This is a genomic window from Legionella moravica DSM 19234 (assembly GCF_000423305.1).
GTDB classification, from domain to species: Bacteria; Pseudomonadota; Gammaproteobacteria; order Legionellales; family Legionellaceae; genus Legionella; species Legionella moravica.
Genome location: NZ_KE384004.1, coordinates 11915 through 38711, shown reverse-complemented (window position 1 = coordinate 38711; position 26797 = coordinate 11915). Strand labels below are relative to the sequence as shown.

Here is a 26797-nt window from a genome sequence, read left to right as displayed (position 1 = left end):
AAGAACTCACCGGTTTTGCCTTGGTGAGCTCCTCTGCAGTTCATGAACAATAAACGACTGATCAACAGAAAGGCGCGATGACCTCAGTTCAGCATTTCTGGGCTAAATAGTTTTCCATTAATAAACAACTGTTGATTCTCAATCTTGATATCAACAATATAATAATTCCCTTCCACCTTTAAAAGGCCTTTATTAATATAGTTCTTTATGATGGCGTCTGCCTGGGCTTCGGGATTGACTGTGCCATTTACTGGGTCTGAAGTAGTTGAGGATTCAGGTACGGGATCTCGAGTTGTTGTTGGTTGTGTTTGTCCATTGGATTGTGCCTGATAAGTAGATGAATTACTTTCCAATGATGCGGTGATGAGCGCTTTTACAGTAGCAGCGGGCGCTTTAAATTGCCCTTCTCCATGCGCTTTTTGCATGATTTGTGCCGCATCACTGATGTCGCTTTGGGGCAAAACTATATTTAGCCTGCCGGTGATTGTCCCATCCGGTACAGTTAAATACATCTCGGATAAATCAAGCTCCGATCCTTTAGACAGCAGTTTAGGCAAATCAGCAAGCAAAGCCAGCATATTTAACTCTGGATGTTGATTATTTTCCAGCATGTTCCATTGCAATTTATTGATGTCAGCCATTGCGGACGGATCCAGATTTTTAATGCTTAACTTGAAGGAACCTGGGCCGTAAGTATTATTATTGATACTTAATTTTTTAAGATTTATATCGGCGTTGTAGTTTAATAACTTATTGCTGATATCAGAGCCTAAACTCAAGTCAAATGCGTCCATTTCAACTACTTTGGCATTCTCGGCAGTCAGGGTAAAATAAGGAACTGATAAATGAGTTTGGCCTATCCACAAGCCTTCAGTATAGTAAAATTTAAATTCATTGAGCACTTTGCCCAGTTTAAAGGAAACATTAGCGGCATCTCCATTGAATCCATAAGCCTTCCAATAACCTTTAACTTGTTCAATATCCGGTGATATTTTCAGTTCGGCGGTTAAACCCAGCCATTCAAATTGATAATCCTGAGGCCCTGTTTTGCCCTTGGTAAGAATAGAAGGTAGTGAGTATTTGAAAATCGTATTGTTACAATAACTGATTAACGCACCATAGCGAGTTTGTGGTTTGGTTGTCACGTACCCTAATCCAAAACGCAGCCCTGAGTCGGTAAAGATAAATGGCCCGTGGTCAACCATTAGTGGAAACTTAATATTCAAATCGACAGGAGGATTGTTTTTTGTCATTCCACTTTCATCTTTTACTTGTTGGGCGGGTACATGCATTTCGAGTACCAGATTCGCTCGTGATGAGAACCAGCCACGTTGGTATTGATCCAGATAAATACTTGCCACAGATGTTTTATGAATTGCATTAATATTTTTGTTGAGTGTACGTTCTACCATGAATCCCATTATGTAATAAGCGATGAGAATCAGAATTAATAAGGAAATAAGCAATCCAGTCCATTTTTTCATTATTGCTCTTAGTGAAGGTACATGGTTATTATTTAGTCTAAAATACTGATTTTGTAAAATGAGCGGTAAATTGTTTGCTCAATTGTAAACACGTCCTAATGTATTCATATAATTAAGATTTACAATTATTTCATCATGAGTTCTTGTGATACACTAGGAACTGTTAACGATTCATTTTTTCTATTATTCGCAAACACCTGCGTACCGAGGCTTGAAGGCGGTATCCTTAAGATGTACTGGATGACGTAGACAAGAAGCACCGCGCAGAGGTTGGACCATTTTAAACAGACACTAATTTAAATTATGAAAATTATTCCATTGCTCTCCTTTTTTATTAGTACCTTGGGGTATGCGTTCTCATGCCATGATCCTCAGGTAATACATCAAAAACCAATTCAATTTGGCAAGGAGCGTATTGCGTTAACACGTGAGTATCAATTAACTCATTACGGGATTGATTCTCAATCAATTGAAATTGAGCCTCAAATGATCGTAGTCCATTGGACCTGCATTCCTTCATTAGATGTGACTTTTCGGATATTTGATTCGTCGAAGTTACCCTCCAATTCCCCACGACGAAGTGACTTGCCGGGGGATTTAAATGTTTCAAGTCATTTTGTGGTTGATAAAGATGGCAGTATCTATCAGCTTATGCCTGAAACCTGGATGGCCCGTCATGTTATTGGTCTCAACCATTATGCAATAGGTATAGAAAATATTGGCGGTGTGGATGGAAAAGATGATTTAACTCCAGAACAAGTGAAAGCGAATGCATTTCTGGTGTGTTATTTAAAGAAAAAATATCCGACTATTCACTATGTAATAGGCCATAATGAGTACCTTAACTATAAAAATACTCCTCTATGGCTTGAAAAAGATCCAACATACCAAACCGATAAAACTGATCCAGGCCCAACATTTGTTAAAAGGGTAATTCAGTTAACCCAAAAATGATTCGCCCGGTGTTATAGGTATTTTTTGTTTAAGCATGGATTTTGCAATTAGGGTTAGAGGATAACGCGGAACAAAGGGACAAAAACAATGTACGCTTTTAATCGCACCGGTGTTCACTTTATACGTTTTTTAAAGTCCATATTCTTTTTTTTGAGTTTTATTGGGCATTTAAGCCACAGTATTAAAAATATTATAACCCGACATTTGACCATTTCCTGGCAGAATGTATGGAAAATATTGTATTACTCAGGTGTTTCTCTGGTACTGCCATTAATCATCATTTGTGCTTTAATGACCATGTCTTTATCCATTAACAGTTATACGATTTTAAGGAATTTCAACCTACAGGATAAAGCTTTATCAATAGCACAAACAATCCTGATTCAGGACGTTCTTCCCATCATTATCGGCTTTGTTCTATGTGTTCAGGTCTCTTTGAATATTATCAATGCTCGCATCAAAATTACCAAATTGCAGCGCACTCCTCAGGACGTGATCCTGGAATACATACTGCCAATTATTATTGGGGTGAATAGTACAGGGTTATTATTGTATACCTATTTGATAATCATTATTTTTTTAAGTATGTACCTTACCTTCCATAATTTTTTTAATATGAGTAACTATATTTTTTTAATGGATTTGGAACGGACAACTACCTTGTTTGCTTTTTTCTATTCAGTTGCTAAAACTTTGTTGTATTGCTCCATTGTCAGTTTTACTGCAGGATATTACTATTATATGGTGGCCACCAGGCATGTTCCGTTGAGAAAAGCCGTTTCGCGAATTTTAACTCGAGGGTCGTTGTGGTTAACTATAAGTAGTGTTTCAATTATTTTTATCGATCTATAGGGACTTGGATGCGCTCCGAAAAATTTTATACCTCAATTGGTGTGTTCGTCGTTGGTGCATTTATCCTGATGATATTGGCAGTCGTATTTTTTTATCAAGAATACGTCCATTCTCAATCTCAAATGTACGTCATGTTTTTTAAGGGCTCTTTAAAAGGTCTAAACTCGACTACGCCTGTTACATACCGTGGGGTTAAAATTGGTGAAGTAAAGCTGATTGAAATTACTGAAAACAGAGCGATGAATAAGGTCAGAATACCCGTTTATGTTCAATTTTTTGTTGAAAAAAAATTGGGATTTACCCAAAATCCAATTCATTTGCTAATGAAGAATGGTTATGTTGCTCAAGTATCCACGCCTAATTTTATTACGGGTAATGCTGAAATTGAATTGGTAAAACCCGATACTTATACTCCTTCAAAAGATATATTTTTTAATGATTATCCGGTATTTCCTACACGGAGCCGTGTTGAAAAATCGACTACACTCGATGACTCCATCAAATCCGCTAAAATGTCCTTTGATGCATTCAGGAAACTGGTTACTTCTGACGAGGTGAAGGTCCTCATTAATTCTATGAATCATATGAGTGACAGTATGTCCGTTTTGGCAATGAGAATGGATAGAAATCTGCCTCCAGCCCTGGCTTACTTTAATATAACCATGCAAAAAATTGCTGATGCAGCCGCATCAACTCAAAATTTGACGGATTATTTGTCACGCAATCCGGAATCATTGCTGCGAGGTAAACGGTGAAACTGAGTCGGATAGTTATTCTTTTGGCATTGGGATTCATTTTATGTGCTTGTGGGCGAAGTAAGCAGCCAGAGTATTACATGTTAAATCCTATTCCCGCGAAATCGGCTCCTGTTGATCGCCATGCTTTTTTGACAGTTGGTATTGAACCCATCCATAACCCTGCATTTACAGAAAAACCGCAGTTAATGATTTATGACGGTTTAAATCGGGTGCAATTGGATGAATTCCATCAATGGGCGGAATCGTTGGATAAAAACATTAAGGGGGTTATCAAGGCTAATTTAAATACGCTTATCCCTGGCCTGGTTATGGAAGATGCGCCCTGGGATATTGAATTCAAGCCAGATTATAATCTGCAAATTGATATTTCTGAATTCAAAATTGACGTGTGTGGTAACAGCAGTTTACGCGCCAGCTATTCTATATCAAGACAGGATCGGGTCATTAAAAAATACGATCGTTACTATCATCTAAAAATACCTGCAGTCAGTTTGGATGCTTTAGTCCAGAGCATGAATGCAAATTTAAATGCGTTTACTCGGGATATGGCAAAATCATTAATCGCTTTGAAATATAACAGATAAAACATTTTTAAATAGAGGTCGTTTTAATGCAAAAATACCTGCTCGCTTGTTTTGGTGATTATGGTGGCAGTCTGCGTCATAAAATTACAGGTATATACGTTGTACTTATTCTGTATCATGTCATAGTATGGCTATGGGCATTTTATGCTCTACATAATAATCTGCTTTTGTTTAGTACGGCTGTTTTGGCTTATACCTTTGGTTTACGGCATGCTGTGGATGCTGATCATATTGCCGCTATAGATAATGTGACACGTAAATTGATGCAGGAAGGTAAAAAGCCTGTAGCTGCAGGGTTATTCTTTTCTCTTGGCCATTCTACAGTGGTTGTACTCGCGACAATTGGGGTTGCCTTGACGACGGCAACACTGATGCAAAGTAATATAAACCGATGGCATGAAATCGGAAGTATGGTGTGTATCTCTATTTCGGCCTTGTTTTTAATAATAATTGCTCTCATGAATCTTTTAATTTTTATTTCTATTTTTAAGGTGTTTCAGCAGGTCAGGAGAGGCATACATTATCACGAAGAGGACGTTAATAATTTATTGAACAGCAAGGGGTTTTTAGCCAGGCGATTTCGCCGTCTCTTCCGTATGATCAGTCACAGCTGGCATATGTATCCTTTGGGTTTTTTATTTGGACTTGGATTTGATACGGCAACTGAAATTATCTTACTGGGAATTACTGCATCTGAAATACTACATGGTTTATCGTTTTGGTCCGTATTAATTTTTCCTGCACTATTCACTGCCGGTATGACTCTAATAGATACTACTGACAGTATGCTTATGGTCGGTGCTTACGGCTGGGCTTTTATGAAACCCATACGCAAGATTTATTACAATTTAACGATCACTTTGATTTCGGTTTTAGTAGCCTTTTGTCTGGGAGCAATAGAAGTGCTCGGATTGATCGCGAATAAAATTGAGGCGACGGGTATTGTTTGGAATTTAATCAAAGACATGAACAGCCATCTTGATATTTTAGGCTATGTCATCATAGGCGTTTTTATGGCCAGTTGGGTCATTTCTGTAATGATTTATAATATCATGCAACTGGATAAGCTGGAATTAAAAGTGCAAGATAAGAGGCACTCGTAACAGGAGGATGCTGATGCGTTTGGAGTGTTTTTCATCGCTTGCTATTTTGGTGCTCATACTTTATTGTTATTTCAATAAGTTAAAGGGATGTTGGGTTATTTCTCAATAAGCCTTTGAATTTCGTTATCCTGAATGCAGTAACAGATTTCCCAATGCAGACACCATGCTGGCTTCAGAAGAGATCTCACTTCGCTCGAGAAGACGTTTTTCAGGGGGATTGTGACAGCACATTATTTGAGGCTATTGAATGAAAAAAATGGATTTAAGAGATTCACTGATGATGGTGATCTCAATATTTGCTTTATGTCTTATTAAACCACTAAGTGCAGAGTCCGTCAGTCAGTCAAAATCATCCCCACCCATGCGTGAAATGACACATAATCATTGGTCATCATTTACTGGACAAGGATCCTGGTTTGCCAGTGTTGGTGCGGGGCTAACGAAACCCAGTATTCCTGCAGGATTTTGGATAAATAATGGCTCGGATTTTGATCCGCCTTTTAATATGGATGTTTATTCAGCGAAATGGTCTGATCCTTACATTGTTTCAGCTATGTTGGGGCGAATGTGGCAACGCCCCAGTCTCTTTATACCTGGCTATGCCTTAGGCCTGCGTTATCAACATTTCTTTGCCAAAGACATTACTGGTTTGGTCATGCAGTACTCCTTACCTGAGTTTATCAATTATGAGTACAACCTGGGTGTTCGCATAAATACTTTATCTGTATATACCAAGCTGGATCTGGTGAAACTGGGTCGAGTCCTGCCTTATCTGACTGGTGGTATTGGATTATCAAGTAATCATTCAGAGATCTATGAAGAAAAACCGCTTCCAGGCATCGTTCCTAGAGACAATCCTTCTTTTGCAGCTCGGACTAAATCACAATTCACTTATGATTTGGGATTGGGGGTTGATGTGGTGATTAATCCTCAAGTCATTCTTTCACTTGGCTATGCTTATCAATATTTTGGAAAATTCAATACTGGATATGGCCAAAGAGCAGAGTGGACTTCACAACGATTAGACTTGGGTAAATTAACTGCCAATACGGTTCGTCTTGAATTGACCTATCTTTTTGATAAAAAAGAAAAGAACGAATTTATTAAATAGTGTGAATTGAATAGGTCTTATCTTTATCAATTTACGTAATAATTAAGTAGTTTAGTGGAGCTGAAATGAATCAAACAGGCATCGTATGTGCTTTCTTTTTAATGATCAATCAGGTTTGTGCCGACAACCCCATAGTTTATACTCTTGATGCTCCTTTCCCTGCCCAGGTTTCCACTATCGGGGGATCGGTTACTGCTACTTATACTTTTACAAATAATCTCCCCTTCACCTTCAAAAAACCTTTTCAGGTCAGTGCGAAATTGTGTCCGGCTTTTAGCGAAGGATGTACTGCCAGTGCCAATGAATTTACTTTTGTTGATCAATGTTCAGGAAAAAAATTACAGCCCGGGGAGCATTGTACTTATAGTGTTTCTTTATCTGCTAAAACTACCGGCCAAAAGACAGTACAGGTGAGTTATGGCGGGTATGATAATAATGTGGTAACTATTAGACCGCCACTGACTACTAATGCACAATCAACCTCTGCAGGAGTTTTGGGTACTATCAATTATCCATCGGCGAATCCCTTGCCCAGTAGAGGATTTACCAATACTGATTATACTGTAACATTTACCTTTACTAATTTTGCCGCGTCAGAAGTTCGTTTTACCCAGCGTATTTTACAAAATAATGATCCGCTGCATCCCAATTTTTTAATCACCAGCAATACCTGCTCTCCATCTGGAACAACAGGAACCTTGGCCAGTGGAGCTCAATGTCAAATTACCGGGACGTTCAATTCTGCCAGCAACGGTTTGTTTAGTTTATCTGCTGAATTAATCGGTACAATCAGTTCAAATCGGTTGACCACCTCAACTAATGTGCAGGCACCTTCTTTTAATCAATTAATAGGCGTCGACTACAACCCCAATCACTACACCAACTCGTATCCATTTAATTTTCATGATGTTTTTTATACCGGAACATTAAATAATCCGGCTGCGACAAACGTCTATGCCGAATTACAACAGCTTCAAAATGCAGGATTTACTACCGTAAGGTCCTATCAAACAGAACCATACAGTTGGATTGATATTATTAAACAGGCGCATGCTCTTGGGATGCAGGTTATTTATGAGGCGGTGATCCCGCAACTACCCAGTGATACCAATTATCCCGGATGTCCGGTAGGTGTTGGCGCTTTAAATTATATTCCATGTGCTCAGCAAACACTGCAAGCCGTGGTTAATGAAGTTACTCCGGCAGTATTTGAAAGTACAGTCAGCCTTGTTTTTGCTGGCCATGAAAATTATTGCGAGGCGGGAAATACAATCGCTCCTTGTAATAATCCTGTGGTTTCAAATATTGGTTATTTAACTTCTGCTGTGATGGATTTGCAAACAACAATTGCAGGCTTGGGATTGAGTACACCAGTAAGTTCTGCTTTAATCAGCGGTAATTTGGTAACCCCCAGCTCCGCGATTAGCGCAGACATGCAAACCTTGATTACCCAATATTCTGCTAACGCCCCTTTAGGTTTTGATCCTTATCCTTTTCAATGGGGCGTTTCTCCGGCAAATGCGGGAGTATGGACTCCTCCACTAAGCACTACGAGCCAACCAACCAATTCATTAGCCTGGGATTACATCCAGGTTGTTGGATCCGCTAATCCACCAGCATTGCCTGCTGCTCCAGGACAGCCATTTTATACTCCGGGTCGAGTGCTTTTAATGGCTGAAACAGGATGGGCAACTGCTGGGACAACGAACGGTTATGCATGCAATTCTCCAGGCCCATGTGCTCCATCCGTTGCAAACGCTACAACATATTTCCAAACCCTTTATCAAATGAACACCAGTAATTTCGTTAATACTTCGGGGTACTCTAATGGCGTGCTGGCTTTTGAAGCTTATGATGAGCCTGCGAAACCAGGTCCGACAGCGGAACAAAACTACGGTCTGTTTGATTCCAATTGCAATCAAAAGGCCGCGGGTTTGGTTCCCAATAATGCCATGGTTTCTGCGACGGGTTGCCAGGGATACATCAATGGAACACTATTAACCATCAATGGTACTATTCCTCCATCACCACAGCCGGCATTTAATGTGCAAATATCCTATCCATCAGGACAACATCCAAATATTAATGTCACTATTCCTGCGAACAATGGGACAGCTCCCAATATATCTACCGTCACGCCTTGGCCTCAATTTTTAATTTATCAAGGGGCAAATATTAAAGTGACCTCAACTACCAGTAGTCAGGTGTGTACGACTACCGCTACAGCAGTTACGGCATTACCTGCTTCCATTACTTTTTCACCCGTTGTGTGCAGTACGACCACGAGCAGCATGGGATGCTTTGGTTTGGGTTGTCAAATTTCAAATCCTTATTAAATAGTACATGGATTGAATGGGAGTTCACATGCAGGCAAAGGAGTCAATTTTTGATTCCTTTGCACTCAATTGGTGTATTTATGCCGAGTTTTCTCGTTAGTAGGCAACGTCTCTGAAGTTTTTTAAACATTGTCTTAAAAAACTTCAGGGACGTTACCTAAATTAATTACGGAACTTGGCAACATGCCCTGGTTAAGGCTCCACAATTAATTCTATTTCGTTGTTTTCATCAATTGCAATTTTGCGAGGCATATTAAAAAGGGATGTATTCGGCAGTTTTTCACGCACTCGCGTTATTGCATGCCGCAAAGTGACGGAGTCATCGAACAGGTTTGTATGGGCACATTTATTGGGTTTACTAAACTCCGGATTAATGTAGTGTTCTCCAGTCATTGTTACATTGTCTTTATGCTGACTCCAAAAACGGAGTAAGGACTGCATACCAGTGTTTTTGATTCGTTCTGCGGGTTGCTTTTGTTCCAATACTTGAAAAATACACTTACAGCGCCAGAGAGTGTGATCAAGAGACGGTGCCTGATGCAGTTGTTGCTCTAAAAAGGAGCGTAAATAATAATTATTTTTTTGCAGCCCCGATAACCATTGGCCTATGGCGTTGCTCATTAATAAAGGATTTTGAATTTTTTCCTGAGCAAATACATCCACCTGATCCAGCCTTGAATTGATCGCGGCATTCATACTCATGTTGAGAAAATTTTTAAGCAGGGTTTTTGCTTCGGTCACCTTTGATTTATGCGCTTTATCATTAAGATGCAGATAGTGTTCTAGCCTGATTTTAATTGCTGTGGATGTTTCATAAAATAAATCCAGTCCTTCATTAGTATTCAGAGATTGATAAACGGTTGGCAATCTGTTCAGAGGCGCATTTAAATCATGAAACGCTGATAATTTATCGGCTAGGAGACTGATAATATCGTGTACTTCATCATCGGATAAGAGTTGGTGTTTTAATTCTCTTTCTGCAAATTTTGCCCATTTATTATGAGCCTTTTCTTTTATACTGCTTCCATGTTCTTTACAACGCTGATCAACCCGGCAATGGCTCAATAACTGTTTTATGTGTTCTGGTTCTTTAATCAGGGAGGCCATTGAATGTATGTTCATTAAAAGAGTTTTTTGGTTTTCGTTTAATATATAGTCATCCAGCACATGGGTATTATTTGCAGTGAGTAGATGATGCAGCGGCCATTTTATAGTGTCAGGCATTATTAAAATCGTCTGTTCCAGTGTCAGCGGCGTTAATTTTGCAATGAGCTGTTCCAGGTGATGATTAAAGAGCAAAGTCAGTATCCACTGTTCATCAAATACGTTCAGGATGAAGTTTTGAACTTTTTGGATGAATTGATCCCTTCGTTGCAACGCCTTCTGAATGGCGCCGCTAAATTGAAATAATTGGATAAAATTCAGCTTGTTTTCCAAAGGTGTGTGTTGATATAGGGTGGCAATATGATTAAGAACATCGCTCTGTTTGGCATTAAGTGAACAACTGGAAATTATCTGTTTGCATACCGGTTTAGGCTGGGCTGAAAAACGGGGGTTAGTGATGCATTGATATACTGCCTGAATCAGATTGTTGTTTATTACTCCGTTATATCGATGTAGAAGAGTAGATAATTCATGATCCTCTGATGGGTTTAACACCGGTGCAAAAAATGAATTCCACTCTTCCTCTGTCAGTGGGAAATCGTTTAGTAGCTGTTGATTGCAAACAGTTAAATCCACTGGGCGGAGGTGTGGGTATAGTACATGAATCATAGTTCTGGCGTAGGCTATTACCGAATTCTTTTTAGCATCAAGAGGTTTTGATTTTCCTAATAAACTCAGCAGATAATCACGAGATTCTGCGGATGCCTTACTTTTTGTATTTAATTCATTCGCTGGCGCGGCTGGAAGGGTCAATGGATTTTCAATGCTTTTAATGGATTTTCTATTAAAGAGGGTCAATTGCCAACTAAAAAAATCGCAGAGCATGTGGACAGGGGTCGTCGTCGTTTGCCACAATCCAATAACGATGCCGTGCCAGAATAACCCTTCTAAAGCTCCTTTTAAAGCCCATAAAGCTTTTAATGGGTCATGTCGATGTGCGGCTGCAGATTGTCTTGCTCGATTAAATGTTTCATAAATGGGATTATGGATGAACGCAAACAGATGATATTTATGCATGATTTGTAGACCTGCGCCCAAGCGTTTTGCACTCCAGTCGATGAACCGATCATGTGTTTGTGGCTCTCCCTGTGGCGTACCATCCGGGTCACGATAATATGAAGGAAAATTATAGTCGTGCATTTGTCCGTAATCGCGGGCTACAGTCTTAGAGGGGCCTCCGTGTTTTAGCGCGGCATAGAGCATTCCTGGAGTTTGTTTTCTCGACAAATTGTCCTGTTTACTCCGTTTCAGGTTATCAAAATAGGCGGTTATTGCTTTGGTCTTTAATAAAGGATTGACATGTAGTCTTGCTTGTCTGGCAAGTTCCTGTGCCAGCTCTTCGGAAGGTTGGGGATAGAAATATGAGGTAATATCCCTTAAAAAGCCCAGGATTTGTTCATATCGAGACATGGCCTCAGGAGATACTTCGACTGGTTTGGTGACCGTAAGCTCGCGGATCAGCTTGTCACATTTGGCTCGATTTATTGGGGAAAATGTATCTTTGGAATGAATGAACGCCAAATATCCCTGCTTGAATTGTTGATCATCACGGCCGATGTCGTACAGGCTGTAAATCAGATTTTTGACCAGGCTGAACAGTATTTTTTGGCACTCTGAAAAATTTCGCTCATTATTGGCAAGTGCGCTGATGAGTTGCTGGTGCTTTTCGGCAAGATAATCGCTGCAAAATTGCGGCAATGCAGGAGGTTGCTTTTGAGGACCAGGTAAAAATCGTGTTTTAATGAGATCATAAGCAGTTTTGAAGGTGGGGCAATATTCCATCATGCGAGCTGATTGCAACATGCGAACAACGAATGAAGCACAGAGTTCATTAGGTTGATTAAAATAGCGGTCAAAATTCTTGGGGATTACTCCAATAAAAGGCAAATAATCATCATTATCTCCGCGGATTACCTGTCCATAATATGCATCTTCCAGAAATTGATCGGGGGCAATAGGATCATAAACAATGTGTCCTCTAACGTTTCGATACATTGATTGTGCAAATTGCATTTGCAGCGGCCCCAAGGGATTGCCTGCATAGCAGACTTTGGATTGCTCGCAATAGGTCGTATTTTTAGGAAATGCCTGGACGTCCAGAGTACCTGCTCTACGGTACATCGGGGTTTGCTTTTCCTCCCCATTTCGGCCTTTAAAATAAGTGCCTTGTTTGCTCGGTATTAAAAAGCTGTCAATCTCGATTAAGCCACTTTCGTTTGTTTTGACCACATGTTGTTTTTTGTATTTTGGATAACGCTCATTTTCGAAGTAGGAGGGTTCCGGAAGAAGATCAGTTACCAGGTTATCGATTAGCGCATTGTATACAACTTCATTATATTCAGATGGTTGCAATTGACTCATATAATCAAAATCAGTCATGAGCGATTGAAGCTCAAATTGTACACCAATAGCAGCATTCATTTTGGCTTCGGAAGGGCCTTGTCGATGAAGGCTGAGGTGTTTGAATCGTCGTCCCCAATCCGCCTTGGATTCCCTGAATTTAAAAGCATAGGCTCCAGCCTCGTTGGACAGGTTTACTGTTCCATCCCAATTAGCCCCAATGCCCAAAGCCAGCCCTGGATTGACTTGAAATCCTTGTAATAACTCAAAGAGATATTGTGAGAGAATAGCGATTTCAGATGCGCTTGGATTGAATTCTTCATCAGTAAAATGCAGCAGGGTTTGATTGAGTACGGTATTAATTTTTTCGGGACTTAAAAAACTGATCGGTTCTTTTAAAAAAGGATTAACCAACAAGTCTTCAGAGCTGTCATTTTTGTTTTTTTGGATAAACTCAACTCCGAGTTGCGCTAATGTGGTTTCCAGCCATAACTGAAATGATGGAGTGGACCATACATCCATTCGATGAGACAGCTGACGTCGAACAAGAACATGCAACTGATCCAAAGGAATGAAACGCGGGGGATATTTGACCTGAGCATCAAAATGACCGCCAAATTTCATCCCAAAAGCGTTAAGTAATAAAAAATTTGTTTCAGTATCCAGACGTCCGGCTCCGTTAAAATTGTAACTGTATTCTGGAATAAACGGGCTTTTGATACTGGATTTAGCATCTTGGGGCAAATCAGCAATCTCCACAGGCGTTCTAATGGGTTCTATTGAGGAAGACGGTACAACTGGCTCTGATGAAGAAGCTGCTAATGGAATATTTTCCCTGTTCATCACATCAACTGGTGATGTTTTTGACCATCCAGCCAGCATTCCTATTAATTGCCATAATGATTCATTATCACAATTTAATTGCCAAAAGGAATCACTGTCACGATAAAAGCCTTGCTCCTTAATTGCGCTAAGAATTGCCTTGTAATGTTCTTCAATATTGGTTTCCGAGAGTTCCTCAATCTCGTTTCTGTGATAGGCTTCAATAATGTCATTAAATTTCTGAATGGTTTGATTAATAACTCGGCTGTGTTTAGGAAACTCACTTAACACGATGGGGAGCCTGTATTGAAATAAGGCATTAACATTAAAATTGCCTTCCAATTCTAAAGTCAGGGAGGCTAAGCGTCTCGCCAAATCTTTACTGTTCAGTGGCTCTGGTATGTTGAGACGGATGCTTAATTCATTGAGCTCATCACGATTTGGGCAGAGCATATTCAGCAGCGGATATGCTTGCGCTAAAACAGCTTCCTCGTTTATTAGCTGATTACGAAACTCATGAGGAAGCGAATGTTTTAATTTGTTAAAGCCCTCATTGGGTAAAAAATTTGGCATAAAAGCACCCGTATCAATTTTAATTACTGGGGGATGCCAGTTCCTCTTCGTCTGCTATCCGGCGTGTCCAATCATGAAGCAGCTTCTCTCTCTTCTCTGCCAAAGTTTGTTGGGGGCGTTTATGCTCACCACGATTAAAAATGCTGTTTCGAACGTGTTCCATACGTAATCGATCACATACTTTATTGACAATATACGCCCAACTCTTTTGGGTTTTTTCACTTAACTTGTCATAATGGAGCAATTCGTTTTTCAGCCTGTCCAGCAAGGAATTCGGCGCATGCTCGGAATGATAGGCTCTGTCAATAAAGGTTGTTAATACAGCATCAGCATCATCACATCCTTGAAAACTGTTATTTGAAATCAGGCTGTTTGAGTTATGTGGTCTTTTACCTTCAATAATTCCGCCATGCTCACTATGATAACTGGATAATATAATGCCACCGCGATGAAATCTTTGAATAATCTCTTTAAAAGCATCGTCAGTTCCAGAGCCTTCAACCATGAGACGAATTAATAATTCATAAAATCCTTTTAAGTTCAGCGTACTTGATTCTTCTTCGTCATCCAGAAGGGCAATACGATCAATTCGTTGATTGACTGCTTCTTGAAGTCCGCGAATGGAATCTTCAGTTGCAAAAGATTTTCCTGTTTTACTGGCAAGTGACATTCCCGCTGTACCGATGCTTCCCGCGACCAATACGCTTTGTGATTGCTCGTTGGAATTACGTGAGAGTCCGTTAGGTTGTGATAATGCCTGTAATTCAAGAGCTAAAGCGTCTCCTGGCCTTGGGTGAAGACAGAGTATCTCCATCATTTTTGCTATGGACAACGTGCTATCCAAACCCAGAACGGAAGCCTGTAACAGCAATTTTGTGGTGGTAGAAAGAATGCTGGAAACACAATCTGTGCCTATGCCTGTTAATAAACTGCTATCAGAACCGCAGTCTTTTGTTGAATCCGCACTGCTATGCACAGGCTTTAAAACCAGTTCTCTATCAATGTTATGTATCAACTCCCTTAAGGCATCAACACTACCTGCAGTAGTCAAAGGGGCAACCGGTATTAATGCTGTAAGAGCCAACATCGTGGCACTGCATTGACTAAATACGGAGATCAGGTTGCGCATCAGACTGCGTTGAGATGAGTGTATCTCTAATTCATCCTGTAACAGTTCAGGACTTCGATTCATTTCTGAGGCTATATTCCCAAGCGATACCCCAAGGTGCGATAATGTTAGACGCAGAGCTGAGATAGCGTGGGTAAAATGAGCCTCTTGACCCATAGCACTGTCCTCTGCGATTGCTTCTCCCGCTAATTTTGCTTCTTCCTGGGTTAGCTCTCCTGATTTTTCAGCCGATTGAGCCATTTTTTCCCTATCCAGAAGCGTTAGAGAGCGGCTCAGGCAAATCTCGAATAATTCTTCGCATAATAAAGACACGGCACAAGAAGCCGCTGTACTGGTTCCAATTGATTCAGCTGAAAGTTGTATTGTGGTGCTGTTCTTAATTGGATCTCTCATGTGCAGCATTTCATCTTTAAAGTTGTTGGTGAATGCCTGGATAACATTTAATGATTCGCTGAGTACTTTGCTGACGATGCTTTGTGCGGAAATGGCTTCTTTTTTTATTTCTTCCTCAATGACACTGGCCTTTTTCGCAACGACTATGGATTTTAAAACAGGGGTAATGAACGTGCTATGAGTGCATAAAGCGGCAGCAATGCTGGAATGGGTCGCTTTTGCCAGTTGTGATGCCATCGCCTGATTCAGGCCGGGGATGGGATTTTGATTTGCTTCTGCATCATCCAGAACTTTCACGATATTGTCATACAATTGAGGCATTATGGCGTCAGACACAAGAGCACTGTCTGAATATCCTGGCGCGGGTATTTGTTTGTCTTCTTGAAGTCGTTCTTCTTCCTGATTGACCAGTCGACGCAGTATTTCCTTTAAGGCGCCTGAATGACACAAGGCAACTGTCACTGAACGAGAAAATGCGGTTTCTGCCAGAAAATAAGTTGCTTGGGAGCCAGATTGAATGACTGAAGAGGAGCCCATGGATTGTTCGGCCAACCTGGTCGCATTACTGGCAAAGCTAAGGTTGGATTTGAATCCGTTATCGAGTTGCGTTTTGTCCACACCGTCACTCAGTCTTTTGAGTTCAAGACTGTATCGTAAGCCTCCGAATAATGCTTCTACACTGATACCGCTTTGTAGGCCTATTAGAGAGAGTACGCCTAATGAGCCTAATAAAAATCCGGTACTGTTGCCTTGAGAAAACGCTATGGTGGATTTACCCGCTGAATCCAGATCATTGCGTTCCATATCAGGCAGGATAAAATTTCGATAAGAGCGATGGGTTAATACTACTTGTTCCATGACACTTTGGAGATGCTGATTCAAGGAAAGCTTCTCTGAAACGGGGCCTGTTCCGATTGATTCTGCGCTACCTTTATTGGAGTCCAGAGCGGATTTAGCATATTCATTCGCTTTTAATTGCTCTGCTTCGTTTAGTTGTAAGGGAATACTCGGACTTTCTGCTAATGTGCGAAGTTCTCTCAGGGCTGAATACATGCCAGCAATCACATTCAGAGCCGCAATTAGGGAGCCAGAGGTCATTGCTTCTCCCATCCCTAAGGCAACAGGAGCCGATACACCTAATTCTTTGCATCGTTCAAGCCTTTCTTGCAAGGCACATATTCGAGACATCAGTTGATCCAGATCGGCGCCTGTCATTTCCTGCCGGGATTGTAAAACTATTTTACTCTCTTCACTACTTCCTTTGTCGTTTTTAGTAAAGTCAGCACTTCCACTCAATTCACGTGAAATCAGCCCAATAAACCCGGGAATAAGGCTGGAGGCGGTGACCAGGGCCGATTGACTGCGTACGGTGCTTATGGCACTTGAGGCAATAACTTCATGCTCCTGGATCTCATTAAGCTCGCCGTCTATATGCATCATTGCATGATCAAATTGATGGTAAAAATCCGTGACATTTTGTGAGTGGCTAAGAGCATCTCCTCCAGAAACGTCTTTGATAAGACTGGCTTTGGCCGCTGATTCCTGAGTATTTTGAGTGAATTTATCTTTATCTTGAGTTAAAGCATGCTCTGCTGCAATGACTGCCAGCACAGAAGAATTCACTGCTTGTAATGTTTTGACAAATGGCATTGACGTTAACATTCTGACAAGGACGGACATCTCGGGGCTGGTGACGCTATGGTGTTCTTGCAGCTCCGTTGCTGGACCAAAATCTAGCAGCGCTTCTTCGAGTTTGCGGAGAGCCATTAATGATTCTTGACTGTTCTTACTTTGAGAAAATGTTTTGCAGCATGCCTCTAGTGCCAGGTATACATTTTTTTCTTTTGGATTGCTGGTCTCTTCTTTGGAATAATATGCTGCGGCACTCAGTTCACGCAGGGCAGAGCCTAAGGCATCAACCACAAGAGCCATAAGGCTGGCAGTTCCCAGTGAACCTGCTGTTGCACTGTTTGCACTGGATTGAACTAAAAGACCGTGTGATTTGCCTGCACTTCCTTTATGAGAGAAATCGCGTTCAATATGGTTATTCAATTGTTCGGAAATATGATGGAAATTCATCCATAAGGTATGAGAATTTGCCGATAATCCAATTTTTTTATCTTTGAATTCTTCTTCTATGTCAAGGGTAGAGGCTCGTTGGGTTTGTGACCATTGTTTGTAGTCTTCAGCTGAATTCAGAATCCCTTCAATGCATGCTTTGACATCCAAAGGTAATTGAGCACTATGTGATGCGGTCATCACAGGCCCCAGTAATGCTTTCTCTACAGTTGAGGCCGCACCGTTATGCGTTATACCAAGCATATCCTGGAGATCGTCAGGAAAGAGATTCAAGCCTTGAGCTTTTTCATTATGAAATTCATCAATGCCATGAGACAACAGATTTAAAGCTTTTAATAAAGAATCCCGTTCTGCCATATCACATTCTTGTAATACCTTTGTTGACACAAGGCCTGATTGTTGGCTACCGGCAGCAGCGCCAATTATTGATGAACCCACTGTTCCTGGAACAGCAGAGGTAGTCATGGAAAAAGGGGCTGAAAGATTGTCTCTTGGCATGATAATAACGTCCTGTAATTAACATTAAAAGAATTAGAAAGAACTGAGGATGTCATCGAACAGAACATCTGAAATGCTATCTGTTTGCATTATGTCGTTTCCAACCTTGCTGAGTCCATTCTGCTATAATTTCGTAAGGACTTTTTGAATTAGTCTGTTGACATCTTACGAACGAGCTTATTTTTAGCATGTAAACTAATTCTGGACAAAGAACCTTTAAATCGAGAATTAGAAATTTAAGTGCGTGATTGAACCTTCCATGAGCGAACTTGCTAGAGATTAAATTTTATTCAACTTATCTTAACAATCGAAATTTTCAGAGTAAACATTAAAAAATTGATAGTCATTATTAATAATTTAAATAGCTTTAATATTGTGTTTTTAATCATAGAGTTATAGTGCTCTGATGGCAGGTATTGAGTATGCTGCTATTTTATTGACCTGTCTTGAAAAAAGAAAAGCAAAGAAGGATTTATAATGAAACAGATGAATTCATTTTAAATGGCCTCTATGCTTTCGTGTATATAATTTACTCTGGTTGTTATATGGAAGGCTCCAAGGATATCCTGAGCTCGCTCGGACTTCTTTATGAAAAGGCTCAATTACCCTTTAGTGTTTTATTTCTCGCCAGTTACTAAATAAATAGCAAAGTTAAACTGATATTCTCCTTGATAATGAAGCTGACATTCATTTTCAAAATATTGGACCATGGCTTCATTGATCTCTTTTACATCAGGGTCTGCTAATTGTCCCTGGTAAAATGCAATACCATTAACAAATTTTCTAAAAACATCTAACGATGGCAGGGTAATGGATTGTTTGCATAATTCCACGTTAAGTGTTTTGCAGTTCAGCGTCTGTAGCTTATTGTTCAGGTTGGCTAATTGTGAATAGTCCACTGGTGGTTTAAAGTCAGACAGCACGCTGAATCTGCCTGAATCTCTGAGGGCATAATAACTCATAATGAAGGGATCATCGCCAGATGGGAATAATGTAAAAAATGTACCGCCTGGTTTTAGGGCTTTTATAATATGTTCAAAAGATTTGTAGATGTTTGTTGTCCACTGAAGGCACCAGAATGAAACAATAGAATCAAATTGTTCTGTGTACTTCATGCTGATTACATTGTCTTTTTTAATCGAAAAATTGGGATACTCAAAAGCAACTTCATGTGCCAGTTTTAACATGTTTTCTGATGGATCTATTCCCAGTACGGAACCGTTTGGAACCATATCCAGTATTTTTCGCGTATAACTGCCATTACCACAACCTATATCCAATACTTTGGCTGTTGGAGCAATCTTAAGATTGGGAAGGAATTGATCGGCTACAGATGCCTGAATGTAGGATCCAATTGCATAATCGTTTGCTGGCCAATCGCGCTCTGACATATTAACTCCATTTAATACGGTTCTCATTTTATCAAAAGATAAATATAGCTCTTTATAAAGTAAAAAGTCTATTAAATTAGTGGTGTAGCACCAATTGTCAATAGACCCTGGCCTGGCTAATGGTATCTTTTATCTTGAAGATAATGGGATAGTTTGTAATGATTCACTTATCATTACTCTATTAAACTCTACCCGTGTAATCCATGAGGGTGAACATTTGCTGAGGTAAATAAATGAATTTATTAACGAATAAAATCGTTTTAATAACAGGAGCATCCAGTGGTATTGGCGAGGCATGCGCGCGTTTGTGTGCTGCTCAGGGGGCTCGGCTAATTTTAAGTGCGCGACGAACAGAGCGTTTGGAGAAATTGGATCAGGAATTAACTCAACAGTTTAAAAATAAAAATCATATTATGCCTCTTGATGTAAGAGATAAAGCACAAGTGAAATTGCAGTTAAGTTCGTTACCTGAGGAATGGCGATCTATTGATGTATTGATTAACAATGCTGGCCTTGCTTTAGACACTCTGCCTATCTCCCAAGGCATTGAAGATCATTGGGATACCATGATTGATACGAATATAAAAGGACTGCTTTATGTCAGTCGGGAAGTCATTCCGGGCATGCTGGAGAGGGCTCATGGGCATGTCGTTAATATTGGCTCAATTGCGGGACATGAATGTTATCCTAACGGGAATATCTATTCTGCAACGAAACATGCAGTACATGCATTATCAAAATCGATGAGATTGGATATGCTCGGGAGTGCTGTTAGAGTAACTGAAATAGCTCCTGGCGCAGTCAATACTGAATTTAGTGAAGTACGTTGGAATGATAAAAAAAGAGCCCAGGAATTTTATAAAGAATTTCAGCCTTTACTGGCTGATGATGTTGCCGATGCCGTAGTATACTGTATTACTCGTCCACAGCATGTTGACATTGAACAAATGATCATCATGCCCACAGTACAAGCTTCTGCGAATCACTTGTATCGAAAGGCTCAATCACAGTAAGCATAAGGACGCTACAAAGTGCGAACCATGCGATTATTTGTATAATTATTTGCCAATATTGCTTTTGTTAGTCTATCATTAAAGCATATAGGTAATGACTGATCCTGACTGAACCAGTAAATAGTTTTAGATTGGGAGGTTGCTTTGAAGAGTGGTGTGTAAGCCTACTTTGGGTAGGAAACCTTAAGCTCTCCATATACCTCCATCGTGTATATCAGTCGCGGCTCAGAACTCGGGTGGTCGTTGCCTGTACTATGTGAAATATCAAAATCCACTCATACCGCCCGTATTAACTCTTGTTAATACGGGCTTAATTTTTTGTTATTTGCTCTAAAAAGGATAATCGGCCGGGCTCGATTGACTTCCTGGTTACTGCCAATTATGTATGCCTCCCTACAGAACCCATGACCACTATTTGAGTAATGTTGATTCATGTTGTATAATTAAAGAGCGATAAACTTGCTAGGAAGCTATCATGAACAAGTTACTTGTTTCTCTTGTTATAAGTGTTCCTTTATTGCTATTGACTGGTTGCACTGTAGAAACTGTTTCTGTCGATACAGTGGCTTATGATCCAGGTTACAGCAATGATTATGTATATTCCGTAGGTTATTATAGTAACAGGCCATATTGGGGAAATAACTATTACTATTCCAGTTATTGGGCAGATGATTACGGTTATTGGGGTGGTGGCTATTACAATGGATTTTAGAGCATATACCTTAACCGAGTTTCCACTCCCGCGCGCAGCGTGGGGAAAAGGGAATCAGGGTGAGGGAGATTAAACACGGTTGCGAAGTAACTTCATTTGAGCAGCATATGCCTTAATTAATTTTCCCCTCTCCCCTGCACGCAGCATGGGGAGGGATCAAGGGTGAGGGGTATTAAATAGTGTTGCGAAGCGACTTCATTTGAGCAGCATATACCTTAATTGAGTTTCCCCTCTCCCCTGCGCGCAGCGTGGGGGAGAGGGAATAAGGGTGAGGGGGATTAAATAGTGTTGCGAAGCAACTTCATTTAAGTTTATGGTGGTGACAATTATTCTTTTGCTCGGGAAACATACTCGCCTTTTCGTGTGTCCACTTTAATTAATTCGCCTGTTTGAACAAACAGAGGTACACGAACTACGGCTCCTGTTTCCAATTTTGCAGGTTTACCGCCACCGCCAGAAGTATCACCTTTCAAACCAGGATCTGTTTCAACAATTTCCAAAATAACAAAAGTTGGAGGAAGAACTTGTATTGGCTCATTATTCCATAAGGTAACAATACAAATATCTTGCTCTTTTAACCATTGAGCAGCATCTGCAAGAACTGCTTCATTAAGTGCATATTGTTCGAAGTTGTCAGGAACCATAAAATGCCATTGCTCTCCATCATTGTAAAGATATTGCATTTCTACATCAGCTACATCAGCAGATGGAAGGGTATCGCCTGATTTAAAGGTACGCTCTACAACTCGCCCTGTTTTCAAATTGCGAATTTTTACGCGAGTAAATGCCTGCCCCTTACCGGGCTTAACAAATTCACAATCAAGAATGCTGCAAGGAGCATCGTCTACCATTACTTTTAAGCCATTTTTAAATTCATTAGTGCTATAGATTGCCATTCGTGCTCCACAGTTGAGATTTTGCTGTATTTTCGCTAAAGTTCGCACAGTTTATCAAGTCTGTATAATTAATGCGAGATTCCTCATTGAGTTGGCAAAAAAAATTAGCACAAGGTTTTAATTCAGCAACTGATTTATTAAGTTATTTAGAATTGCCAATTAAAATGGGAAGCGCTTTGGCTGAGAAAGAGTTTTCCTCTCGTATACCCATGGGTTTTGCAAATCGGATGCAAAAGGGCGATCCGAACGATCCCTTGCTATTGCAGGTACTGGCTGTAGAAAACGAGTTAGTCAGTCATGATGCCTACAGTTTGGATCCTCTTGTTGAATTGAGTGCTAATCCTTTAAAAGGCTTGATTCATAAATATCATGGAAGGGTACTCTTAACTATTGCAGGTGCTTGTGCTGTTAATTGCCGTTATTGCTTTCGAAGACATTTCCCCTATAAGGAGAATAATCCTGGGCGAAATGGTTGGAGGGAGATTTGTGCGTATATAGCAAAAGACTCATCCATTACTGAAGTTATATTAAGCGGCGGAGATCCCTTACTTGCCTCTGATTTGGTATTAAAGGAATTAATCCAGCAATTAGAACAGATTCAGCATGTAACAACTTTAAGGGTGCACACTCGAATTCCAGTAGTGCTTCCTGAGAGGATAGATACTGATTTACTTTCTATTTTGGAGTCAACACGACTAAAAAAAGTAGTTGTATTGCACTGCAACCACGGGCAAGAGTTGGATGAGAGCGTTTTAAAAGCATGTGCTGACTTAAAGAAAGCAGGATGCCTGTTACTGAATCAGAGTGTTTTATTAACTGGAGTAAATGATAACCCTAAGATTTTGGCCGCTTTAAGCCATGCTTTATTCTCTTATGGAGTACTGCCTTACTATCTTCATGTTCTGGACAAGGTAAAAGGCGCTGCGCACTTTGATATGCCCTTTTCACGAGCGCAGATTATCTATCAGGAGTTACAAAGCCTCTTGCCTGGATATTTATTACCACGCCTGGCAAGAGAAGAGCCAGGTAAGTTGAGCAAAACACTATTGCTATAAGTGCGTATTTCATAGCTTTTAATGATCGTTTCAACATCTCTTAAATTGGAGTATCTTTTTCAGCATAGAGTTCAATTAATTTTTCCTGGGCACAATAGTTACCTTGAGTCGAGGGTTTATAAGTTCCATCGCTTTGCATCTCCCAGGTATTGCTGTTGTCTTTTAGATAGTTTTTAATGATTTCATTCTTGATTCTTTTTTGACACTCTTCTTCAAGAATTGGAAACATGATTTCAATCCGATGATATAAATTTCGTTCCATTAAGTCTGCACTCGCACAAAAATAACGTTCCTCATCATTGGTACGAAAATAGTAAACTCGATGGTGTTCCAGAAAACGGCCAATAAAGGAAAATACCCTGATGTTATCAGAAACACCGGGCAAACCTGGTTTTAAGCAGCATACTCCACGAACCATAAGATTAATTTTTACCCCTGCCTGTGATGCTTTGTATAAAGCCTGAATCGTTACTCTATCCGTGATTCCATTTACTTTAAGCATGATTTCACTATCCTTGCCTTCAGTGGCGGCAGTAGTGCATTGTTCAATAAGTTGTAAGAGTGTTTTGTGCAGGGTAAAGGGTGAGTGACTAAGGGCCTTCAGTTTTACTACCTTACCTAATCCGGTTAATTGTTGAAAGATAAGTTGTGCATCAGAAGTAATTGTCGGTTCAGCGGTTAACAATCCCAAATCGGTATAACGTTTCGCTGTTTGTTCATGGTAATTTCCCGTACTCAAATGCACATATCGTTTTAACTTTCCATGAGTTCTTCTAACCACCAAGGTCATTTTTGCATGAGTCTTATAACCCACCACGCCATAAAGCACCAGAATACCAGCCGCATGAAGCTTATTGGCCATTTTTAAGTTGGATTCCTCATTAAATCGGGCACGTAATTCAATCACGGCGGTGACTTCTTTTCCTGAGTGCGCGGCATTCACCAAGGCATCAACCATGACTGACTCTGAGTGAGTCCGGTACAATGTTTGATTAATTGCCAGGACATTGGGATCTGCTGCTGCTTGCCGTACAAAATCAATCACTAAATCAAAGCTTTGATAGGGATGGTGTAATAATATGTCTTGCTCATCAAGAATATTAAATAAATTACGCTGGGTCTTAGGAAGTTTAGGATACTGAGCGTTAAATACAGGATAATTAAGATCCGGCCTGTCTATGCTGTTAATCGCGATCATGTATCTTTGAAGATTGACTGGTCCATCACAATAATAAGTATCCTCATGGCGAAGATGATATTTTTGTAAAAGAAAATCTACAATTTTATCGGGACATTTTTGTTCAATTTCCAATCGCACCACATGCCCATAATGGCGTGAAAATATTTCGCGTTGCACGGCTTTGGCTAAATCATCAATTTCTTCTTCTCTAAGAAACAGATCGCTATTACGGGTCAGGCGAAAAGAATAGCATCCACTAATCTCCATCCCCGGGAATAAGCTGTTGACATGGGTTTTTATAATGGAGGATAAATAAACGAAGTAATGAGCGTCGCCACAAAGTTCTGAAGGTAAATGAATCATGCGTGGTATAGACCGCGGAGCATGCACCACTGCATAATCAATATTACGATCAAAGGCATCTTTACCACTTAATGAAATGATGAAGTTAAGGCTTTTATTAATTAACCTGGGTAAAGGATGAGCCAAATCCAATGCTATGGGGCTTATAACAGGCATTATTTCGTTTTTAAAATAATGCTTTGCCCATAAATGGATGTCATCAGTCCATTGATCGGTTTCAAGAAAATGAATATTTTCTTTACGTAATGCAGGGAGTAATTGCTTGTTGAAAATGCTGTAAAGCTGATCAATTAAAAGGTGTGCTCTTTGGCTTATTTGGCTAAATGCCTCATCTGCTCGTAAACCATCAATGGTCAGTTTTCCAGAAGAAAGAGCAATCTTTTCTTTGAGACCTGCTACACGAATTTCAAAAAATTCATCGAGGTTACTACTGCAAATGCTAAGAAATCGCATCCGCTCTAATAAGGGAACTCGTTCATCATTTGCAAGCATGAGTACTCGCTGATTAAAAGCAATAGCAGAAAACTCTCTATTGATATAATAATCTGGGTTATCCAGAGTAGTATCCAAGTGGAACTCCATTTTCTTTTTTTTCAGGTTAGATCTGAATCAAAAAAAACTCAACCCATCCGTTGAATTTAGTGTTTAATTTAATGATTCTTAATCAAATTTTAGCACATTATTCCCTCAGCACTTCATAAAAGCAGATTGGTAACCTCGTCGGGCAGACGAGTTTAACGTACCAAAATAAAGCATAGTGCTATAAAGCCAAGAAAGCCATAAAAAGGAGACAGATTCCATACAGCCAGGGCGATAAAAAACAATACAGTAATCAGTGCTATTGGAATTGAAAAATGGATGTCAATAACCCCCTGTGCTACAGAAAAGGTTGCTGCAGCTAAAAGAGCCAAGGAACCATATTGCACTGAAATCATAATTTTTCTTGTCACAGGCCCATTATGGGATGTTAACCACTGATAACCCAGTATTGCCATAACCAGGCCAGGCAGATTCAGACACACGACAGCGAGGATTAAGCCTAAAGCCCCTCCAGCCTTATATCCTATCAGTGCTGATAATTTTACTGCAGTCAGTCCAGGAAATAAGAAACTGGTTCCCAGCATTCCTATGAACTCTTCATTATCTACCCAATGCCTGTAATTAACTGCTTCATATTCCAGTAGTTTCAGCAAGGAATTTCCACCACCTAAAGAGATGATGCCAATTTTTCCAAAGCTGTAAATGATACCTAACAGGGTTTTTATCATGATTTAATGATGTTTTTCAGAAAAGTTACATATTCGCAGGAAACCTGTGTGCCCAGCAAGAGATCGCTCAGTAATTCTACTAAATAGAGTGATTTACCTTCGATGCAAGCGCTAAAATAAACGTGACCTTTGACTTCCAGACGAGCTAATTCAAGTTTTATATGAGGAGTGCTTGGAAATTTATAAATAAACGCTTCTTTCTTCACAAAAACTTCTATTCCTTTTTTTCGGGCTTCTTTAGCAATAGAGAATAAATAATCTGAATTAATGTCTTCTTCGGTATCAGCGTCATGTTGTATCGCGTCCAGATTAATTTTGGCGCCAAATCCTGTAGCTGACGGGGTTTGTTGCAGTATAGGTTTGTACAGTAACTCATTACGTCGCAGTTTAATATTTAAATTAGAGTCTGGAAGTATGTAATAGTAATCCTCTTTATGCTTCTGATGATAATTAGCAAGATCCAGTAATGAGTTATCAATACAGGTTAAATGAATTATTTCAGATTCAGGCCAAAAAAAACGTCGTTCCCATTTAATGATATCGTGCTCATCAGTGACGAGATTTGTTAACGGGATCGTTTTCGTTGTCGAAAATTCAAAATTCCAAACAAGTCTTTGGGTCATGTTTTAATCACCTATGCCTATATATTTACATTGGATCAAGAAGTCAGTTTATGCAAGTTTAATCAACGTTTTCTTTTTATAATGTGAATAATAGGATACTCGCAAAATGAAGCGTA

Annotated in this window: 18 protein-coding genes; 10 read left to right on the top strand and 8 right to left on the bottom strand. The window is 39.9% G+C overall.

The window, feature by feature from the left end:
* Positions 1-83: 83 nt before the first annotated feature.
* The gene (locus G543_RS0115750; RefSeq protein ID WP_028385378.1) at positions 84-1484 is read right to left on the bottom strand and encodes a YdgA family protein; all 1401 of its coding nucleotides are present in this window, start codon (positions 1482-1484) and stop codon (positions 84-86) included.
* Between the two features lie 303 nt (positions 1485-1787).
* Between G543_RS0115750 and G543_RS0115745 the strand changes: the two genes are divergently transcribed.
* The 7 genes from G543_RS0115745 to G543_RS0115715 all read left to right on the top strand — a co-directional run bounded on the left by G543_RS0115745 (position 1788) and on the right by G543_RS0115715 (position 9182).
* Positions 1788-2438 (top strand): N-acetylmuramoyl-L-alanine amidase, encoded by a 651-nt coding sequence (locus G543_RS0115745; RefSeq protein ID WP_028385377.1) that lies wholly within the window; start codon positions 1788-1790, stop codon positions 2436-2438.
* Positions 2439-2525: 87 nt separating this feature from the next.
* Positions 2526-3290, top strand: a complete 765-nt coding sequence (locus G543_RS0115740; protein ID WP_028385376.1) for an ABC transporter permease — start codon at positions 2526-2528, stop codon at positions 3288-3290.
* An 8-nt stretch (positions 3291-3298) separates the two neighbouring features.
* Positions 3299-4045 (top strand): MlaD family protein, encoded by a 747-nt coding sequence (locus G543_RS0115735; protein WP_051190749.1) that lies wholly within the window; start codon positions 3299-3301, stop codon positions 4043-4045.
* A gap of 80 nt (positions 4046-4125) precedes the next feature.
* A complete protein-coding gene (locus G543_RS0115730) occupies positions 4126-4632 on the top strand; it encodes a PqiC family protein (protein WP_051190748.1) in 507 nt (168 codons plus the stop codon).
* 26 nt (positions 4633-4658) lie between these two features.
* Positions 4659-5735 carry a HoxN/HupN/NixA family nickel/cobalt transporter gene (locus G543_RS0115725; RefSeq protein WP_035922575.1) on the top strand — a complete coding sequence of 359 codons (1077 nt, stop codon included), beginning with the start codon at positions 4659-4661 and terminating at the stop codon, positions 5733-5735.
* Positions 5736-5982: 247 nt separating this feature from the next.
* The gene (locus G543_RS18150; RefSeq protein ID WP_051190747.1) at positions 5983-6846 is read left to right on the top strand and encodes an outer membrane protein; all 864 of its coding nucleotides are present in this window, start codon (positions 5983-5985) and stop codon (positions 6844-6846) included.
* Positions 6847-6911: 65 nt separating this feature from the next.
* A complete protein-coding gene (locus tag G543_RS0115715; protein WP_028385372.1) occupies positions 6912-9182 on the top strand; it encodes a glycosyl hydrolase family 17 protein in 2271 nt (756 codons plus the stop codon).
* A 192-nt stretch (positions 9183-9374) separates the two neighbouring features.
* On the opposite strand, the gene G543_RS0115710 is transcribed toward G543_RS0115715, so the two are convergent.
* The 3 genes from G543_RS0115710 to G543_RS0115700 form a co-directional block, all read right to left on the bottom strand.
* Positions 9375-14081 (bottom strand): hypothetical protein, encoded by a 4707-nt coding sequence (locus G543_RS0115710; protein ID WP_028385371.1) that lies wholly within the window; start codon positions 14079-14081, stop codon positions 9375-9377.
* A gap of 19 nt (positions 14082-14100) precedes the next feature.
* Positions 14101-18180: a hypothetical protein gene (locus G543_RS0115705; protein WP_028385370.1), complete on the bottom strand. Its 4080-nt coding sequence runs from the start codon at positions 18178-18180 to the stop codon at positions 14101-14103.
* A gap of 617 nt (positions 18181-18797) precedes the next feature.
* Positions 18798-19571, bottom strand: a complete 774-nt coding sequence (locus tag G543_RS0115700) for a class I SAM-dependent methyltransferase (RefSeq protein ID WP_028385369.1) — start codon at positions 19569-19571, stop codon at positions 18798-18800.
* Positions 19572-19804: 233 nt separating this feature from the next.
* Between G543_RS0115700 and G543_RS0115695 the strand changes: the two genes are divergently transcribed.
* Both G543_RS0115695 and G543_RS0115690 read left to right on the top strand, forming a co-directional pair.
* Positions 19805-20584 carry an SDR family NAD(P)-dependent oxidoreductase gene (locus G543_RS0115695; RefSeq protein ID WP_028385368.1) on the top strand — a complete coding sequence of 260 codons (780 nt, stop codon included), beginning with the start codon at positions 19805-19807 and terminating at the stop codon, positions 20582-20584.
* A 475-nt stretch (positions 20585-21059) separates the two neighbouring features.
* Positions 21060-21296, top strand: a complete 237-nt coding sequence (locus G543_RS0115690) for a hypothetical protein (RefSeq protein WP_028385367.1) — start codon at positions 21060-21062, stop codon at positions 21294-21296.
* 326 nt (positions 21297-21622) lie between these two features.
* Here G543_RS0115690 and efp read toward each other — a convergent pair whose 3' ends face one another.
* The gene (gene efp / locus G543_RS0115685) at positions 21623-22192 is read right to left on the bottom strand and encodes an elongation factor P (RefSeq protein ID WP_028385366.1); all 570 of its coding nucleotides are present in this window, start codon (positions 22190-22192) and stop codon (positions 21623-21625) included.
* Positions 22193-22263: 71 nt separating this feature from the next.
* On the opposite strand from efp, the gene epmB reads away from it, so the two are divergent.
* Entirely contained in the window at positions 22264-23247 is a 984-nt protein-coding gene (epmB, locus tag G543_RS0115680; RefSeq protein WP_028385365.1) for an EF-P beta-lysylation protein EpmB, read from the top strand.
* A 40-nt stretch (positions 23248-23287) separates the two neighbouring features.
* Here epmB and ppk1 read toward each other — a convergent pair whose 3' ends face one another.
* The 3 genes from ppk1 to G543_RS0115665 all read right to left on the bottom strand — a co-directional run bounded on the left by ppk1 (position 23288) and on the right by G543_RS0115665 (position 26681).
* Complete coding sequence (gene ppk1, locus G543_RS0115675; RefSeq protein ID WP_035922572.1) at positions 23288-25372, bottom strand: polyphosphate kinase 1; 2085 nt, start codon at positions 25370-25372, stop codon at positions 23288-23290.
* Positions 25373-25524: 152 nt separating this feature from the next.
* Positions 25525-26058: a chromate transporter gene (locus G543_RS0115670; RefSeq protein ID WP_028385363.1), complete on the bottom strand. Its 534-nt coding sequence runs from the start codon at positions 26056-26058 to the stop codon at positions 25525-25527.
* On the bottom strand, positions 26055-26681 hold the full coding sequence (locus G543_RS0115665; protein WP_028385362.1) for a hypothetical protein: 627 nt from the start codon (positions 26679-26681) through the stop codon (positions 26055-26057). Before G543_RS0115665 ends, G543_RS0115670 begins: the two co-directional genes overlap by 4 nt.
* Positions 26682-26797: the final 116 nt, after the last annotated feature.

Coding starts and splice junctions, on each gene's coding strand:
- G543_RS0115750 (WP_028385378.1), bottom strand. CDS start 1,484: ATGAAAAAATGGACTGGATTGCTTATTTCCTTATTAATTCTGATTCTC.
- G543_RS0115745 (WP_028385377.1), top strand. CDS start 1,788: ATGAAAATTATTCCATTGCTCTCCTTTTTTATTAGTACCTTGGGGTAT.
- G543_RS0115740 (WP_028385376.1), top strand. CDS start 2,526: ATGTACGCTTTTAATCGCACCGGTGTTCACTTTATACGTTTTTTAAAG.
- G543_RS0115735 (WP_051190749.1), top strand. CDS start 3,299: ATGCGCTCCGAAAAATTTTATACCTCAATTGGTGTGTTCGTCGTTGGT.
- G543_RS0115730 (WP_051190748.1), top strand. CDS start 4,126: ATGTTAAATCCTATTCCCGCGAAATCGGCTCCTGTTGATCGCCATGCT.
- G543_RS0115725 (WP_035922575.1), top strand. CDS start 4,659: ATGCAAAAATACCTGCTCGCTTGTTTTGGTGATTATGGTGGCAGTCTG.
- G543_RS18150 (WP_051190747.1), top strand. CDS start 5,983: ATGAAAAAAATGGATTTAAGAGATTCACTGATGATGGTGATCTCAATA.
- G543_RS0115715 (WP_028385372.1), top strand. CDS start 6,912: ATGAATCAAACAGGCATCGTATGTGCTTTCTTTTTAATGATCAATCAG.
- G543_RS0115710 (WP_028385371.1), bottom strand. CDS start 14,081: ATGCCAAATTTTTTACCCAATGAGGGCTTTAACAAATTAAAACATTCG.
- G543_RS0115705 (WP_028385370.1), bottom strand. CDS start 18,180: ATGCCAAGAGACAATCTTTCAGCCCCTTTTTCCATGACTACCTCTGCT.
- G543_RS0115700 (WP_028385369.1), bottom strand. CDS start 19,571: ATGTCAGAGCGCGATTGGCCAGCAAACGATTATGCAATTGGATCCTAC.
- G543_RS0115695 (WP_028385368.1), top strand. CDS start 19,805: ATGAATTTATTAACGAATAAAATCGTTTTAATAACAGGAGCATCCAGT.
- G543_RS0115690 (WP_028385367.1), top strand. CDS start 21,060: ATGAACAAGTTACTTGTTTCTCTTGTTATAAGTGTTCCTTTATTGCTA.
- efp (WP_028385366.1), bottom strand. CDS start 22,192: ATGGCAATCTATAGCACTAATGAATTTAAAAATGGCTTAAAAGTAATG.
- epmB (WP_028385365.1), top strand. CDS start 22,264: ATGCGAGATTCCTCATTGAGTTGGCAAAAAAAATTAGCACAAGGTTTT.
- ppk1 (WP_035922572.1), bottom strand. CDS start 25,372: ATGGAGTTCCACTTGGATACTACTCTGGATAACCCAGATTATTATATC.
- G543_RS0115670 (WP_028385363.1), bottom strand. CDS start 26,058: ATGATAAAAACCCTGTTAGGTATCATTTACAGCTTTGGAAAAATTGGC.
- G543_RS0115665 (WP_028385362.1), bottom strand. CDS start 26,681: ATGACCCAAAGACTTGTTTGGAATTTTGAATTTTCGACAACGAAAACG.